This window comes from Lachnospira hominis (ex Liu et al. 2021), assembly GCF_014287955.1.
GTDB lineage: Bacteria > Bacillota > Clostridia > Lachnospirales > Lachnospiraceae > Lachnospira > Lachnospira hominis.
Window position 1 is genome coordinate 444,513 of the sequence record NZ_JACOPD010000001.1, and the last position, 16,527, is coordinate 461,039.

The following is a 16,527-nucleotide window of genomic DNA, read 5'->3' on the forward strand; positions in this document are numbered from 1 at the left end:
AATTATTTCCCATAATTAGATATAATATTATCAATAAGCTTTGATGCACGGCTCTTCGTCAGTGCATCAATGTCTTCAACCGGCTCAAGCCCATGCTTTTCGGTAAGTGCTATAAGATATTTTCTTTGTGCCGCAGTAATCGGAGAATCCTTCTTTGCTGAATAGTTAAGTTCTATAAGCTCATCAAATCCTGTATCATCAGGTTTAATTTGATGGAGCTTCTCATACAGTTTCATTGCACTCAATGCATCATCATATGCCCTGTGCGAATTTCCTGCATCAATCCCAAAATATCCACACAGATATTCAAGTGTTTTATGCGGTACTTCGGGAAGAAGCCTTCTTGACAGCTTCAACGTATCAATTCCACTCTTTTTAAAATCAAGTCCCGAATTAACAGCCGCCTTTTTAATAAAACTGTAATCAAATATTACATTATGTCCAAGGATTGGCATATCTTTTGTAAAATCAACTATGTCACTTATTATCTCTGTTATCGCCGGCTTTCCTTCAACCATATCATCTGTAATACCTGTTATCATGGTGATACGTTCGCTGATTCTTATTCCAGGATTAACAAGTGTTGAATAACTGTCAACAATTTCTCCATCGGATATTTTGGCCATTCCTATTTCTATTATCTTATCTTCTGCCGGATTAAGACCTGTCGTCTCAATATCAAGGGCAACAAATGTATTAATCATTGTATATTCCATTTCCAAATATATTACCAAGTATTGCAAGATATACTATATCCATCTCGCTCCACTTGCTCATCTGCCTGTTTCTGTTAAATGAAACAATAACATCGTTTTCATCACTGACATTAACTATAATCTGGACAGCCTGGTTAATTCCCATATTAATAAATGCCTTAACCGTATTTTTTGCTCGTCTTTCAAAAAAATTGATATTATCAATAACTTCAATACCATCTTCCGTAAAATCAGCTATATATGCCTTATCGTTAAGATAATCATTATCTTCAGCAATATCTTTGTTACCTATTATAATCTTTCTCTCCCAGGCTTCTCCTGTATGGTGATAAATAAATATGCTGTCTAATGCAAAAGCTCTCTTTATTTTATCAGCTGACTCCATAATGCAGTCTTTTCCATTTTTTCTATAAGCATTAACTATATCATTAACAACCCCGATTTTTTTGTACTTGTAGAACATGTATGCCTCTGAATTAGGCATTCCTTTGCCCTTCACATAATCCTCATGCAAATCCGGGAGATATATTATATATCTGTCCCTGCCTTTCTCTTTTGCAAGATAAAGCATCTTATCTGCTATATTAAAAAGTTCTTCATATGTCTGTCCGTCACATGGATATGTAGATGAACCGATAGAACATGTGACATGCGGCTTATCAGGCTGGTTATTATACATAAATGAGACGTTATTGCGGATTGTACGAAGCACATTTCTTATCTCATCATTGCTCTTGAGCCCTTCAACAACGATAAACATCTCATCTCCGCCAATTCTTCCGGCTACACCCTTTCCTTCAACAGACTCTTTAATAACATCTGCAACATTGCATATTACCTCATCTCCAAACATATGACCAAACTCATCATTAATCGTCTTAAAATTATCGATATCTATAATTGCAATTGTAACAGGACATCCGGGTTTTGACTCAATCAGCCTCTTTGTATATTCCGTAATCGCACGCTTATTAAGAATATCCGTTCCTACATCAAGTGCATCTGAATTAAGATATACATGCTCTTCATCATTGACAGGGCTTATCTTTGACATTGTGGCAATTACATGCTTTTTGCCATTAAAATCTATGATAGTCTTACCTTTGACAAGACACCATTCCATTCCCTGTGAATTCTCAAATATCTTCATCTTAAACTCACGTTCAAATATCTCTGTTCCATTGGCAAAATCATCACAAAAAGAATCAAATATATTGCGTGTAACACCATATACATTGCCATTGGCAAGCATTGTTCTACGCCAATCAGCTAAAGTTCCCCGGTAAAAATCTACCTGCTGGTGGCTCTCCATCATAAAAATTCTCAATCTGTCAGTCGATACGTCATATGAGAACATAAGATACTCCATAAGACTGAAATATTCCATATATGTGTTATCAGCCTTTGTATCTGTATGTTTAAAAAATACTCTTATATCAAAAATCGATATACTGCATATTCTGCTGTTACAAACATTATCCGCAGGTTCAGCTTCATCTATAATATAAACAAACCATCTGTATCTTCCTGTATTATCTACCATTCTAAGTGCCGTAACAAATCCCGATTCACTCTGGACATTCTTTACAGCTGTCTCAAGCTGGTTTATATCACTTGGATGTATAAGTCGTGCAATTTTAGTATTAACGAGATTGTCTCCTAAAAAATCTTTAAGCTCATCATCTACTGACAAAATATTAAACTGTTCATCTATTATAGCTTTACCTTTAAAAAACACGTTATTATCCATTTTACCACCATTTCAAAAATCATTGTTCATTTATAATAATATAATTAATATTGATATACAAGTACCAATTTTTCTCTATATTAATTTAATAAATCTACATTTTTCCGTTTTATTTTTAATAATTTTAAAAGGTAAAAATTTAATCGCAATATTTTTTTTATATAAAAACAAAGACACCCCACAAGAAATGTCTGAAAACACCATTGTAAGCTGCCATTTTAATAAAAACACAATAAATAATCAGTTAAAAATGCCTAGAGCCGGAATCGAACCAGCGACACGAGGATTTTCAGTCCTCTGCTCTACCGACTGAGCTATCTAGGCTCAAATTTTCTATAAAATTATAACATCAAAAAAGCAGAGTGTCAAGTACCACTCTGCTTTCTGCAATATTCCTCATATAAATCCGGTCTGTATTTTTTTGTTCTTTCAATTGACTTTTCAAGTCTCCATTTTTCAACATTTGCATGGTGTCCTGAAAGAAGAACATCCGGAACTTTTTTCCCTTCAAACACTTCCGGTCTTGTATACTGTGGATATTCAAGAAGCCCATTTTCAAAGCTCTCTGTCTCTGCCGATTCTGAATTATGAAGTACGCCCGGAACGAGTCTTGATACTGTATCTATAACAACCATAGCAGGAAGCTCGCCGCCTGTAAGCACATAATCACCTATCGATACATAATCAGTCACGATTCTTTCCAACGCTCTCTCGTCTATGCCCTCATAATGTCCGCATAAAATAACCAGATCGTCTTCTTTGGCAAAATCCTGTGCCATTTTCTGGTTAAATGTATATCCCTGCGGCGTCATATAGACAACTCTGGGCTTTTTTCCTATCTTTTGTACAAGACTGTCATACGCGGCACACACAGGGGCAGCCTGCATGACAAGCCCTGCCCCTCCACCGTATGGATAATCATCAACCTTCATATGTTTATTATTGGCATAGTCCCTTATGTTTACCGCTTCTACACTAAGACAGCCATTTTTAATTGCCCTGCCGGTAATACTTGTATTAAGCCCGTCTATTATCATATCAGGAAACAGTGTCAATACATGAAAATTCATTACTCTCCTCCAGACGCCTCAGCAATTATTTGAATGCCTTGGCAATGTTATTTAAAAGGAATGGATAATATCCGTTATTAAGATTACATCCGTTACCTGTGCAGTCTCCTTTAAGATATCCGCTCTCATCCTTATATGAATTAGCAATATCAATATATGTCACATTCATTGAGGCTGCTTTACTCTCAAGCTGTGTATTTATCGTATCAAGCACACTCTGTTCTACACTTGAACGTCCTTCAAATGCATAAGTAACCGGAAGCACTGATACTACATAAATCTTTGCAGATGGACACTTTGACTTAACTGATGATACAACCTCGCTTATATTATCACCGATAGCTTCGCCGCTCATTGTTCCATAGTTCGCATCATTTAAACCAAGCATAATTACGACTTTCTTAGGGTTTGCAGATGCTACAGAATCAATATAGTCAGCAGCTTTACGTGTTGTCATATTATCATCTGATACAACCTGTGAATCTGACAGGTATCCATAATAGGACATACCACCTGCAATAAAATCACCAAGCACAACTGTGTCTGCATATGAATCCTTAGCTGTAAAATCTTCCTGACCAGCCGTGCCTTCAACTTTATATACATTACCAGAACTGCCCTGTGCAGCCTGTGTTGTCTGAGGCTGTGTCTGAGCCGGTGCTGCTGTAGTTGCCTGTGTTGTTGTCTCATTCGTGCTATCATTACTTGTAACATCAGCCTGCGTTGTCTGCTTTGTCACTGTTGGTTTAGTATCGTTTTTCTTTTTTCCTGAACAACCTTTAAATATAATTGCAAGAACAATAAGGACAATTACAATTACAACTCCTGTAATAAAATAATTGCGGTATTTGTTCCACATTCTCATTTTTCGGTTAAGTTTAATTTCGCTTTTTGTTTCGTCACCTGTATTCTTAGGCATAACAAAATCGCCCCTTTCTTCATTTTCTGTTATGAATTAAATCTGATTATTCAATTTTTTAAGAACAACTGCTGACTTTGCCCTGAGACCAATATCAAGCCAGCCGCCACTTAACGTATATCCGAGCCTTGCCGTACTGTAACCATTTTCATATGTCACAAATATCTGCTCAACATCGCTGTTATACGGAAGTCCTGCTTCCCACACAGGAACCTTTGTCCTGCGTTCTTCCGGTGAATTATTGATAATAACTATAACCGCATCATCACGGTTAAATCTTGCATATGAAATCAGATTATATTCTGATAAAAGCTGCTTATACGAACCGCTCATTAATACTTCACACGATTTGTGCATCTTAATGACATCACGGTGGAAATCTATAAGCTCTTTATCTTCCCTGCCCCATGGATAAGTTCTTCTGTTGTCAGGGTCAGTCCAGCCACACACTCCGGCTTCATCTCCATAGTATATTGTCGGTGCTCCCGGCCATGTCATCTGTATAACTACAGCCTCCATAAAGACTGCTTTATCTATGTTTTCACCTGCTGCCTCAGGTCCTGCATTTGCAAGCCTTGCAACGCGGTGGTTTGTTCTTGTTAAAAATCTTGAATGATCATGATTTGACAGCTCATTCATTGAAATACTAACAGGCTGTCCACCCATTCTTGACATATTATGATGCATAGCACCAAAAAAATTATCTGCGTTGCCGAGCATATCCTCACGGTACTGGTCACTGTGTTTTTCCATTCCGGTAAGAAACCATGTGACAGGCTCCATAAATGCATCATAATTCATAACCGTGTCCCACTCTCCGCCTGAGAGCCAGTCATATGAATCGCCATAATGCTCCGCCAGAATAACAGCTTGTGGATTGGCATCCTTAACTGACTTTCTGAACTTTTTCCAGAATTCATGGTTATACTCGGGACTATATCCCAAATCTGCCGCCACGTCAAGTCTCCATCCGTCAACATTGTATGGTGCAGACACCCATTTCTTTCCAATGTCCAGAATATACTCTTCAAGTTTCTTTGAACCTTCATAATTAAGCTTAGGAAGTGTATCATGTCCCCACCAGCCATCATATGAACCATTATCAGGCCACTGGTCACTGTAAAACTTAAAAAAGCTGTGATATGGGCTTTCAAAACGCTCATATGCTCCCGACTCATACTGGTCGCGGCTTCTGCTGTAAATATGTTCCCTGTCCAGCCACTTATTAAAAGAACCGCAGTGGTTAAATACGCCATCTATAATAACTTTCATCCCACGCTTGTGAATCTCTTCAACAAGCTGTGCAAAATAAATATTGCTTGCCTCCAGATTGCGTCTGTTTGTAACTCTGTCAATATATCTTGTCGCATGAGTATTGTCATGGTCACCCGGTGCAAGAACTTCTCCTTCATCAGAGACTATCATTGCAATATGTGGATCTATATAATCATAATCCTGTATATCATATTTATGATTAGAAGGAGATACAAACAAAGGATTAAAGTAAATAACATCTACTCCGAGATTTTCAAGATAATCCAGCTTATCCCATACGCCTTGCAGATCTCCACCGTAGAATTCCCTGACACCCATAGGTTCAGGATACTTATACCAATCCTTTACCTCATTGACATGCTCTCCTATATAATTATATTCATCATCAAGTACATTGTTTTGTGGTCTTCCATTAGCAAATCTATCCACAAATATCTGGTACATGACAGCACCCTTAGCCCACGACGGAACCTTGTATCCCGGTATTATACGAAAATTATAATACTGGTTAAGCTCCCTTGATGCACCAATCTGATTGTAATAACAGACTGCACCATGTGCTGTCTCAACTTTAAAATAATAAGACAGAATCTTTTCGCTTACTGTAACCGAAGCCTCGTAATAATCAAACAAATTATCCGAGTCCACACGTTCCATGCGGTATTCCCCATTATCAGTACAAAGATATGCCTTATTAACATTATATTTTCCTGTTCTGAGACGAAGAGCTACGCTGTCGCCCGGGTCACATTCCGGAGGATTTCTGTAATCCTTTGTTGCATCAGAAAATAAAGCCCTCATTTTTAAAACAGGACGTGCATTACACATATAAAGAAGTTTCTTCTCGTTTTTCTCTAAAGTTTCAGTTGACTTAACAAGTCTCATATTCAAACACTCCTTACTGTGAATGGTTCAATATAATTTTATAACGAAACGCCTTATAAAGCAAGTAAAAAGGACAGCCGGGGTAGGCTGTCCTTTTTGGAGAAGGTATTTCACTTATTATGGGGTGTAGCAAAAAATATAATGTATTGGGGGGTTTTTACATTAATTATAGTATCACATTGCCGCCCATAAGTGTTGCTAAACTTTCACGTAATATATTACGTTTTTTTGTGCATTTTATACAATCTGTCTATTCTACACTCTGTACAACTTCATTCTCTTTATTTTCTTCTTCAAAAAGAGCCTCAAATTCTTCTCTTGAAATCTTTTCTTTCTCAAGGAGAAGTGATGCACTCTTATCAAGAATATCCCTGTTCTCAGAGATAATTGTCTTTGCCCGTGAATAGCACTCATCAATTATATTCTTAACTTCCGCATCTATCTGTCCGGCAATATTTTCACCATATGGTCTTGTATGTGCAAGGTCTCTTCCGATAAAGACCTCGTCATTGTCTGTATCATAATTAATAAGTCCAAGTTTTGATGAAAATCCGTACTTTGTAACCATATCTCTTGCCGTCTGTGTTGCCTGTCGTATATCCTGTGAAGCACCTGTTGTAATATCATCAAATACAAGTTCCTCAGCAACACGTCCTCCGAGACTTACAATTATATTCTGAAGCATCTTGCCTCTTGTATTAAACATCTCGTCCTTTTCAGGAAGCGGCATTGTATATCCTGCTGCACCCATTCCTGTTGGAATTATTGATACCGAATGAACAGGTCCGACATCAGGAAGTACATGGAATAATATTGCATGTCCTGACTCATGGTATGCTGTAATCTTTTTCTCTTTTTCTGAAATAATCTTGCTTCTCTTTTCAACACCGATACCAACTTTAACAAATGCATAATTGACATCTTCATTTTTGATAAACTTGCGTCCGTGCTTGGCAGCATTGATTGCCGCCTCATTGAGAAGATTTTCAAGGTCTGCACCTGTAAATCCGGCTGTAGTTCTTGAAAGGCTGTCAAGATCAACATCATCACCAAGAGGCTTCTTTGCCGCATGGACATTAAGAATTGCAAGTCTTCCTGCAACATCAGGTCTTCCAACAACTACTTTTCTGTCAAATCTGCCAGGTCTTAAAATAGCTGGATCAAGAATATCAATTCTGTTTGTGGCTGCCATTACAATGATGCCCTGATTTACACCAAATCCATCCATCTCAACAAGCATCTGGTTAAGTGTCTGCTCACGTTCATCATGGCCGCCGCCCATACCTGTTCCTCGTCTTCTTGCAACAGCATCAATCTCATCTATAAATACAATACAAGGTGCATTCTTTTTAGCTTCTTCAAAAAGGTCTCTTACTCTTGAAGCACCCACGCCGACAAACATTTCTACAAAGTCAGAACCTGATATACTAAAAAACGGTACTCCTGCTTCACCTGCAATTGCCTTTGCAAGAAGTGTTTTACCTGTTCCCGGAGGGCCTGTAAGAATTACACCCTTTGGAATTCTTGCACCGAGCATTGTATATTTCACCGGATTTTTAAGGAAATCTACAATCTCCGCAAGTTCTTCTTTTTCTTCATCAAGACCTGCAACATCATTAAATGTCACATGATTCTGGTCATTGGTCATAAGCTTCGCACGGCTCTTTCCAAAATTCATCATCTTGGCATTGCCTCCGCCTCCACCCTGCCTTGTCATCATTGCAAATAAAAATATTATAACAAACAGACTTATTCCGATAGGAAGCACCGTCGTTATCCACACGCTCTGTCTTGAAACGTCTCTCAGATCATAAGAAATATTTTTCTTTGTGAGCATGCTCTGTATATCATTGACATCAGACACATTGAGCATTTTTTGTTCTTTGCTGCCTGAAAATGATACATATAAAACACCTGTTGGAACTTCTGCATTCTGCTTTATTACAACGCTTGTAACGCTTCCGCTGTCAACGTCTTTAACAAATGCATCATACGTATAATCGCTTGTCTGACTGCCAAAGCGTGACATGAGCAGATACAGAACCGCAATAATCACAACCGCAACGGCATATATTCCGAAGCCGCTGGCCTTTCCCTTGTTATTCATATATTCCTCCTACAAATTTATTACTCCGACATATGGGAGATTTCTATAATTCTGGTCATAATCAAGACCATATCCAACAACGAATTTATCAGGAATATTAAACCCGTTATAATCAACTTTAACATCGACTTCTCTTCTTTCCGGCTTATCAAGAAGAGTACATACCTTTAACGACTTAGGATTTCTTTCCTGAAGCATAGGAACAAGTCGTGAAAGAGTATTGCCCGAATCAATGATATCTTCGACAATAATTACATTATCACCTTCAATAGGCTCATCAAGTTCCTTTTTAACTTTCAGCGTTCCACTTGAAACAGTCTGGCTTCCATAACTTGAAACCTGCATAAAATCAAGGATTACAGGCACTGTAATTCTCTTTGCAAGCTCACATGTAAAAAATACGCTTCCCTTGAGAATACATATTAACTTAACTGATTCTCCATCATAATCTTTGCTTATCTGGGCTGCAAGCTCACGAACTCTCTTCTGTACCTCTTCTTCTGATATCAGAACACTAATATTGTGTTTTTCCATCGCTATTATTCCTCCTGAAAATTTAATGTCATTTCTAAAATATGTTTTGTTGTATCATCAATCAGATACGACTGACAACGCCTGATTCCGGCAGCCCACAAAACTTCCGAATTCTGTGCCACAATAAGCACTTTATCCCTGTTTTGCGGTTCGACTTTTCGGTCTATCAGCTCATTTTTCAATTTTTTTCTACCGCCATCAGATGAAAATATAAAATAATCTCCATTCTGCCTGAAACGAATATGAATCGTATTCTCTATTTTATCATAATCAAAATATTTAGTATAGTCATTCCCACTAAATTTTCCATTAAGATTATTAACCATTTGGAAATTTATACTATTTAAATATACATTTTTTCCGTTCAGATATATATTCTTTCCAACAGGATATTCTTTTTTGACACCACTGTAATCAATCTCATTTTTATTTATTTTAATCAAAAAATCATCTGTAGCTGCATCGCAGCTGTTTTTCCGTTCAAATATAAGTCTGTCATATATTTTTTTCACGCACAAAGACCACGGCATATCATGTACTTTACCAGTATCACCGCACGCTATGCCGTCAACCGCCTCGATATTTACCCGGTATATATTTTTGTGTTTTCCCGAAAGTCTGAATAACACGTTTCTGTATACGCGTTCACGTATGCATATATCAAGCTTTAAAAACTCTTCAAGATGTTCAATTACCGCATCTTCTTTTCCATAAACCACATATTCATCAATTGCCTGGCAAGTCTCTTTTTCTATATGCGACTCTATCTTTGCTGCATCCAAAGATGCTGCACACAGCGATTGTGTCACGTTTGGATTAAAAATATCTTTCATAAGAGGAATGAGAATATTTCTCACTTTATTTCTCGTATAATCATCATCAAGATTTGTCGAATCAGTTATAAAACCCTGTCCTTCTTTTTCAAGAAAATCTTCTATATCCTGTCTTGTAACACAAAGAAGCGGCCGGATTATATCGCCATTAACCGGATTCATTCCAACAAGCCCGGCAAGTCCGGTTCCACGCATAAGATGCATAAGCACAGTCTCCGCCTGGTCGTCCATATGATGTGCAACCGCAATTTTTGCATCAGGATAACACTTTGCTTCTGCTCTGAAAATCCTGTATCTTTCCTGCCTTCCCGCTTCTTCCTCACTCATATTGCCATTTTTTGCAATCATAGGTATATTTACATGATATGATTGAAATGCAAGTCCGTTTGCCTGTGCAAATTCTTTGGCAAATTTCTCGTCACGTTCTGCTTCTTCCCCTCTTATTCCATGATTTACATGAACTGTCACAATATTTATACCCAGTCTGTGGATTTCAATTATTCTTTTTAAAACCATAACAAGACATACGGAATCTGCACCGCCTGAAAGTCCTGCCACAATCGTTTTTGTATTATCAGACATTCCTGTCTTTTTCATATAGTCATATACTTTTTCAATCATATCCAGTCCGTTCTTTTGTCACTATAACAAATATAACTTTATATTATACCAGAAATTATATTATTATTTGTCATAAGTGTCAAACAGTCCGAGTACAAGAACTGTCATATCATCAGATGGCTTTCCGCCATTATATTTTAATGATTTACGCATTATCTCTTCTGCCATTGCATCCGGCTTTTTAACAGATATTGTATTTATAATATCTGCGAATATTTTTTCTTTATCAACATTGGGAATATTATCTAACAACCCGTCACTTACCATAATAACATAGTCACCATTATAAAGCTTTTTATTAACACGCTCATAATCAACCTTTTCAAGCACGCCAAGTGGCAGTGTTGTCGATTTTATAACTTCCACCGATGAATCACGCTTTATAAATGTAGCCGCCGCCCCCATTTTAATACACGACATTATTCCTGTGTTACAGTCAATCACGCTCATGTCCATAGTTACAGGATTGACACTCTTAGAACCGCCTGCAATATACGCCGCATTTATAAGGTCCAATGCAGCATGTTCATCAAATCCTGCATCTATGCAGTTTTCCATAAGTTCAATAACCATGCGGCTCTCTATAAAAGCCCTCTTCCCGCTTCCCATTCCGTCAGCTATCGCCGCGGTTGTTTTTCCACAATCAAGTCTTGAAATAAGAAAATTATCCCCATTAAATTTACTGCATCCTTTGCCACGGCGTGCAACTCCCGTAAGCATGCGGAATCTGCTCTCCTGTATAAATATAAACTGCTCAAATTGTTCATGAATAGTTGTCCTGTCTGAACCCGGAAGATAATAGCCAAGCCCGAATACTTCGGATATGATTGGCAGAATCTTTTTTACCGAAACACATCCCCTGCCGACAGTCCTTGCCTGCATCACAAGCTCAGCCGCCCCATGATGGTTTCTGATTGTCGATAAATTCTTTATTCTCACACCGGAAAGAAAACATTTTCTGAAAAGTTCCTTTGCAATATCTTTAGGGATTTCTTCTGAATACAGGTGCGTTGTCACACATTCATCCAACACATCAGCAACAAGAAGGAGCTGTCTTGATATTCCTGGGTCCGCTGTCTTGAACTCTGCCGCATTTTCATATACTTCCCCTAATCTTCTGAATGTCTTAGCCGTCTCTTCAAGCTTGTTAAAAGAATATGTAGTTACATAATCACGAACACTCTCACTCATAATCATACCTCCCTGTCTGTGATTCTTTGCTTTTGTATATTATAACCATATGTTCTGTCATTTTTTGTCATAATGTAGTGATGACAACAAAAAAAGAGGCTGATACGCTGAAAATATTAAGAGGTTTCCCCCCTCACTGTGCGTATCAGTCTCTTTTATGTATGTATCTGTCAATCATCCGGTTTTATAAGAATCTCATCCGGATAAAGAAGTCCAAACTTATTCTTTGCAACTTCCTCTACAAATTTCTTTGTCTTAACGTACTTTTTATATTCTTCAAGTTCTTTCTGCCGCTGCTGCTGCTCATTTATCTGCTGTGTAAGGGATTCACTCTGTTCCTCGTAAATCCTGTTTTTCTTTTCCAGCGTCCTTTTTCCATTCCACATGGCAACACCAAGCAGAAGTACAAGTATCACGGCTGTTATCATTCCGGCAACACTTGAACGTTTCTGTCTTTTTAGACGCTGCTGTTTTTCCCATCTGGATTCAAACTGCATTTTTTCCTCTTTTCCCCGGATGCTCTACGTCTTTTGACATGAGCATCCAGCTCATGTACTTTTATTTTAATCAATAAGAACAGTTTTTTCAATGGTTTCAAAATAAATATCAATAATCCGGTCATATATTTCACAAATAATTTTCCAAATGCGTACCTGTAAATCAATGCACCAAATATCTGCGATATTACAATAAAGCCCCTGATAATGCCATTATTTCTTTCATAAAGGCAGGTAAAAACACGTATGCTTACATAAAACCAGAACAGTATATCCTCAACCGCCATTGTATACACATGTTTATGCTTAAACACCCGCCGGAATACACGAATACAGTCATATATAAACGCAAACATCATTCCCATAAATAATGCTGCAAAAAATGTACTTTGTTCCCAGATAATAAGACTGCTCACTTTACCCAATCAGCTTTTTGCCACCCGGCAGGCATGTCTAACGCATAAGCCTGCTAAAGAATGACTCTCCCTTCTTGCCAAAGCTGGAAACTTCCGAATATTCCAATGACTGTATGCTGCCATCTATGTCAAGTTCACCCTTCTCTACAGACAGCCTGTTCACATGAAGATTGTCACCTTTTACAGTTACAACACCGTAATCTGTCTCAAGCAGAATCTTATTTAAATCGAATGAGATAACATCACTTATTCCCGTCATCTCAAGACGTTTACGGTCTTCCATGTTAAGTCTGTGCGAACGCCTCTGTTTTATTTTTTCTTCCATAATACCCGCCTCCCATACATAAAAAATTGTATCTTGTTTAATGTATGTCTTAACAGGCGTTTATATTCGGAAATAATAATGACTTTTAAATATATTCAAACATGTCCGCCGCTTCTTCTTTTTTCACTGTATCTTTTACATCAAGAACACGGACTTTTACACTTCTGTTACCAAATTCAATCTCTATAACATCACCTTCCTTTACATCAACTGATGCCTTGGCAACTTTCCCATTTATTGTAACCCTTCCTGCATCGCATGCATCATTGGCAACTGTCCTTCTTTTGATAAGTCTTGATACTTTTAAATATTTATCTAATCTCATAACCTGTCTCCTTATATTATAACCTGTATCAGTATTTCTGACCTGTATCAGCCTTTTATACACATAAACTATGAGAAACACGCTCTGCGAGTTTCTCAAGTTATCGCGGCAGTCGCCAAGGTCTCGTGCAAGCACGGACTTTGGCTCGTTACACGCGTAAATCTGAAAACAGGAAGCCCACCAGTCTTTCGACACGATGCACTTCCTGTTCAAAAATTACATTTTCACAAATCCTAAATTTAATTATGCATTAACTGCATCTTTTAAAGCCTTACCAGCCTTGAACTTAGGAGCCTTGCAGGCAGCAATCTTAATCTCTGCACCAGTCTGTGGGTTCTTGCCTGTTCTTGCAGCTCTCTCTGATACTTCAAATGTACCAAAGCCAACTAACTGAACTTTTTCACCCTTCTTTAATTCTTCTGCAACAACATCGATAAGAGCCTTTAAAGCCTTCTCGCTGTCCTTCTTTGTTAATTCTGTCTTTTCTGAAATTGCTGCTACTAACTCTGTTTTATTCATTGTAAATCTCTCCTCAACAGGTATATTTTATTGGTCTACCCAATAAAATCATTTATAAACTCTTTTAATCCATTTGTCAATATAAGCCATTTATTTTAGTCATTTTCACAGTTTTCAAGCGGTTTTGAGGCTTTTTAGCCACCAATTCTTGTTAAAAATGCCAATCTTTACTTATATCATTACTCCGGACCTATGTTTGCTCTTCTCAATCTTTTCATTCAGTTTTCTGCATGGTATAGCAAATAAAAGCCCAATCAGAAGCGATATTATCACATAAACACAAAGATATCCAAGATATTTCCAGTAATTAAGCTGGTATGAACCACCTACACATTCTCTCATTGCATTCATCGCGTGAGTAAATGGAAGGAATTCGTATATTTTCTGGTAAACCTTTGGAAGCACCTCTATCGGGAATGTACCACCGGCTCCTGCTACCTGAATAACCATTATAACTACAGCCAGTGCCTCACCGACATTGCCCATTGCAACTGTGAGCGAATACATAAATATTGTAAATACAAAGCTTGTAACCGATGCAGCAAACCAGAATTTAAACGGGCTTACGCACTGGATCCCTATATAATACAAATCGCCAAGCGTAACAAGAAGTGCCTGTGCCTGCCCTATAAGGAAAAATGTTATATATCTTCCGAAATAAGCCTGATATGGCTTAACATCAGGATGCTCTTTCTGTGGTTTTACTCCCACATGTATAATTGCAACAAGAATAAGTCCGCCCACCCATATTGCAAGAACTGTGTAAAACGGAGACATCGCAGAACCATATGTCGCTATAGGATATATTGCCTCTGTCTCAATCTCGACAGGTGATGCAACAAATGAACCGAAACTGTCCGCATCAAGTCCCAACACTTTCAAAAGCATATCATAGCTTCCGCTATTCTTTATATTATTAAGTTTTTCTATTGTTGAACTTAAATCCGTTTTGAGACTGCCAAGCATCTCTTTCGTATCTTTAAGATTCACACCTGCCGTCGAAATAGATGATGCAAAACTGTCTATATTGCCATCCGCTTTTGAATATATATTGATAACACTATCCATTATCTGTGAAATCTGTCCAAGACCGGCCGCAAGCTGGCTGGAAACACTTGAATCAAGTATATTTCCCTTTGATGCTATCTTCATAAGAGAATCTACTTTCTGCTGCTCAGCGATGATTTTTTTTGACATATCAGGTGAAATCTGTCCCGCTGCATTCATAGCAGACGATGCCGAATCTGTGACACTTATCAATGCCGTAAGTATCGTGTCATATGAATCAAGCTGTGTATTAAGCTGCTGCATTTTTGACAAAAGGATGTCAAGAACTGTCTGGCCTGATGTCATATTTTCCTGATTTGCCGATGTATCAACTCCATCTGCCGCCTTTACAAATGTCTGTGCAATTGTACTTATAAATGTTGAGTTGACCTGCTGCTGAACTGCTGTCTTTGCCTTATCTGTAATCTTTGGTGCAATCGCATTCTTTTTCTGATTTGTATAATAATCTATCTCAGGATGCGTAACACTGTCTGTAAGAAAACTTACCATTTTCTTTGAAAAATCTTCCGGCATTACAAGTGCCGCATAATAATCGCCAGCGTAAACACCGTCTATAGCATCCTTTGTGCTGTCTGTAAATACCCATCCAATTGTAGTATTAGATTCAAGTGCCTCAATAATAGTATCACCCATATTAAATTGCAGACTATCCATAACAATTCCCTTATCATCAGATGCAACCGCTACTTTTATCCTTGAAGTTGACTCTTCTCCATATGGGTCCCAGTTTGAAAGAATATTAAACCATGCATACAATGACGGCAGTATTATAAGTCCCATCACAACTACAACCGCAACTACGTTTTTACTTATTCTTTTCCAGTCTGAAATAAAAACTTTGTATATATTTTTCATAGTCCAATCCTTTCTTTGAGATTTTCAATATCCTGTCCTATTACTTTCGGTCCGATAATTGCCTCTTTCTTTTTGTGTGATGTCACACCAAGTTCTTTCATACGCTCCTGCAGATTATAATCCATATACTCTACTGCAATAAGATATGTACAAAGTGCAAAAAGTGAAATTATCCAGAATACCAGATATACAATCTTTGAACTGTTCATTGTAAACATAAGCATAAGGAATATCAGAGGAATCACAATCATACATATCATGCCGACCCTGATTCTTTTTTTATTCTTCCTGTGTGATTCCGTATAATATTCCAGCATTTTATTAAATATAAGCTGTTCTTCCTCACCCGATTCCTCATATTCATCTATATAAAAATCATTTGTTACTGCATCTTCTTCAGTTTCACCGCCTATTATATATGAATCCACTTGTTTTTCTGACGCTTTTGTTATTTTATTATCCTGTGTTATATCATGTTGTGCTTTATCATCTTTTTCCTGCATGGCACGTTCGACTTCATTTCGTACCGCACTCTGTATAATATTATAAAGCTGACTGTACAATTCTTCGTCTTTAATGTCTTTACTCAAAGTATGCCTCCATATTAATGTCTGTGTTTGC

Annotated in this window: 16 protein-coding genes and 1 tRNA gene; all 17 read right to left on the reverse strand. The window is 37.6% G+C overall.

The genetic code is table 11. The features are described 5' to 3' along the window. Window positions 1-2: 2 nt before the first annotated feature. Window positions 3-704 carry a 3'-5' exonuclease gene (locus tag H8S01_RS02140; protein WP_021865207.1) on the reverse strand — a complete coding sequence of 234 codons (702 nt, stop codon included), beginning with the start codon at window positions 702-704 and terminating at the stop codon, window positions 3-5. Further along, on the reverse strand, window positions 697-2,466 hold the full coding sequence (locus tag H8S01_RS02145; RefSeq protein ID WP_021865208.1) for a GGDEF domain-containing protein: 1,770 nt from the start codon (window positions 2,464-2,466) through the stop codon (window positions 697-699). Before H8S01_RS02145 ends, H8S01_RS02140 begins: the two co-directional genes overlap by 8 nt. 251 nt (window positions 2,467-2,717) lie before the next feature. Next, a tRNA-Phe gene (locus tag H8S01_RS02150) sits at window positions 2,718-2,790 on the reverse strand. 41 nt (window positions 2,791-2,831) lie between these two features. Then, on the reverse strand, window positions 2,832-3,536 hold the full coding sequence (gene trmD, locus H8S01_RS02155; RefSeq protein ID WP_021865209.1) for a tRNA (guanosine(37)-N1)-methyltransferase TrmD: 705 nt from the start codon (window positions 3,534-3,536) through the stop codon (window positions 2,832-2,834). A 25-nt stretch (window positions 3,537-3,561) separates the two neighbouring features. Continuing rightward, entirely contained in the window at window positions 3,562-4,455 is an 894-nt protein-coding gene (locus tag H8S01_RS02160) for a GDSL-type esterase/lipase family protein (protein WP_186836009.1), read from the reverse strand. 36 nt (window positions 4,456-4,491) lie between these two features. Next, window positions 4,492-6,615, reverse strand: a complete 2,124-nt coding sequence (locus H8S01_RS02165; protein ID WP_186836010.1) for a glycoside hydrolase family 13 protein — start codon at window positions 6,613-6,615, stop codon at window positions 4,492-4,494. A gap of 250 nt (window positions 6,616-6,865) precedes the next feature. After that, entirely contained in the window at window positions 6,866-8,722 is a 1,857-nt protein-coding gene (gene ftsH, locus H8S01_RS02170; RefSeq protein WP_186836011.1) for an ATP-dependent zinc metalloprotease FtsH, read from the reverse strand. A gap of 9 nt (window positions 8,723-8,731) precedes the next feature. After that, window positions 8,732-9,256 carry a hypoxanthine phosphoribosyltransferase gene (gene hpt / locus H8S01_RS02175; RefSeq protein WP_186836012.1) on the reverse strand — a complete coding sequence of 175 codons (525 nt, stop codon included), beginning with the start codon at window positions 9,254-9,256 and terminating at the stop codon, window positions 8,732-8,734. A gap of 5 nt (window positions 9,257-9,261) precedes the next feature. After that, a complete protein-coding gene (tilS, locus tag H8S01_RS02180) occupies window positions 9,262-10,710 on the reverse strand; it encodes a tRNA lysidine(34) synthetase TilS (protein WP_186836013.1) in 1,449 nt (482 codons plus the stop codon). Between the two features lie 63 nt (window positions 10,711-10,773). Continuing rightward, on the reverse strand, window positions 10,774-11,901 hold the full coding sequence (locus tag H8S01_RS02185) for a SpoIIE family protein phosphatase (protein WP_186836014.1): 1,128 nt from the start codon (window positions 11,899-11,901) through the stop codon (window positions 10,774-10,776). 170 nt (window positions 11,902-12,071) lie between these two features. Further along, complete coding sequence (locus H8S01_RS02190) at window positions 12,072-12,398, reverse strand: septum formation initiator family protein (protein WP_021865215.1); 327 nt, start codon at window positions 12,396-12,398, stop codon at window positions 12,072-12,074. After that, window positions 12,359-12,814, reverse strand: coding sequence for a spore cortex biosynthesis protein YabQ (yabQ, locus tag H8S01_RS02195; protein ID WP_330605466.1), 456 nt, complete (start codon window positions 12,812-12,814; stop codon window positions 12,359-12,361). Before yabQ ends, H8S01_RS02190 begins: the two co-directional genes overlap by 40 nt. Window positions 12,815-12,851: 37 nt before the next feature. After that, entirely contained in the window at window positions 12,852-13,139 is a 288-nt protein-coding gene (yabP, locus tag H8S01_RS02200; RefSeq protein ID WP_186836016.1) for a sporulation protein YabP, read from the reverse strand. 85 nt (window positions 13,140-13,224) lie between these two features. Further along, window positions 13,225-13,464 (reverse strand): RNA-binding S4 domain-containing protein, encoded by a 240-nt coding sequence (locus tag H8S01_RS02205; RefSeq protein WP_021865217.1) that lies wholly within the window; start codon window positions 13,462-13,464, stop codon window positions 13,225-13,227. Between the two features lie 243 nt (window positions 13,465-13,707). Continuing rightward, window positions 13,708-13,983 (reverse strand): HU family DNA-binding protein, encoded by a 276-nt coding sequence (locus tag H8S01_RS02210; RefSeq protein WP_021865218.1) that lies wholly within the window; start codon window positions 13,981-13,983, stop codon window positions 13,708-13,710. 171 nt (window positions 13,984-14,154) lie between these two features. Continuing rightward, window positions 14,155-15,906 (reverse strand): YhgE/Pip domain-containing protein, encoded by a 1,752-nt coding sequence (locus H8S01_RS02215; RefSeq protein WP_186836017.1) that lies wholly within the window; start codon window positions 15,904-15,906, stop codon window positions 14,155-14,157. Continuing rightward, entirely contained in the window at window positions 15,903-16,496 is a 594-nt protein-coding gene (locus tag H8S01_RS02220) for a hypothetical protein (RefSeq protein ID WP_186836018.1), read from the reverse strand. The genes H8S01_RS02215 and H8S01_RS02220 overlap by 4 nt, the downstream gene beginning before the upstream one ends. Window positions 16,497-16,527: the final 31 nt, after the last annotated feature.

Excerpts from the sequence above, each read along its gene's own strand:
- H8S01_RS02140 (WP_021865207.1), bottom strand. The coding sequence starts at position 704 with ATGATTAATACATTTGTTGCCCTTGATATTGAGACGACAGGTCTTAAT.
- H8S01_RS02145 (WP_021865208.1), bottom strand. The coding sequence starts at position 2,466 with ATGGATAATAACGTGTTTTTTAAAGGTAAAGCTATAATAGATGAACAG.
- trmD (WP_021865209.1), bottom strand. The coding sequence starts at position 3,536 with ATGAATTTTCATGTATTGACACTGTTTCCTGATATGATAATAGACGGG.
- H8S01_RS02160 (WP_186836009.1), bottom strand. The coding sequence starts at position 4,455 with ATGCCTAAGAATACAGGTGACGAAACAAAAAGCGAAATTAAACTTAAC.
- H8S01_RS02165 (WP_186836010.1), bottom strand. The coding sequence starts at position 6,615 with ATGAGACTTGTTAAGTCAACTGAAACTTTAGAGAAAAACGAGAAGAAA.
- ftsH (WP_186836011.1), bottom strand. The coding sequence starts at position 8,722 with ATGAATAACAAGGGAAAGGCCAGCGGCTTCGGAATATATGCCGTTGCG.
- hpt (WP_186836012.1), bottom strand. The coding sequence starts at position 9,256 with ATGGAAAAACACAATATTAGTGTTCTGATATCAGAAGAAGAGGTACAG.
- tilS (WP_186836013.1), bottom strand. The coding sequence starts at position 10,710 with ATGATTGAAAAAGTATATGACTATATGAAAAAGACAGGAATGTCTGAT.
- H8S01_RS02185 (WP_186836014.1), bottom strand. The coding sequence starts at position 11,901 with ATGAGTGAGAGTGTTCGTGATTATGTAACTACATATTCTTTTAACAAG.
- H8S01_RS02190 (WP_021865215.1), bottom strand. The coding sequence starts at position 12,398 with ATGCAGTTTGAATCCAGATGGGAAAAACAGCAGCGTCTAAAAAGACAG.
- yabP (WP_186836016.1), bottom strand. The coding sequence starts at position 13,139 with ATGGAAGAAAAAATAAAACAGAGGCGTTCGCACAGACTTAACATGGAA.
- H8S01_RS02205 (WP_021865217.1), bottom strand. The coding sequence starts at position 13,464 with ATGAGATTAGATAAATATTTAAAAGTATCAAGACTTATCAAAAGAAGG.
- H8S01_RS02210 (WP_021865218.1), bottom strand. The coding sequence starts at position 13,983 with ATGAATAAAACAGAGTTAGTAGCAGCAATTTCAGAAAAGACAGAATTA.
- H8S01_RS02215 (WP_186836017.1), bottom strand. The coding sequence starts at position 15,906 with ATGAAAAATATATACAAAGTTTTTATTTCAGACTGGAAAAGAATAAGT.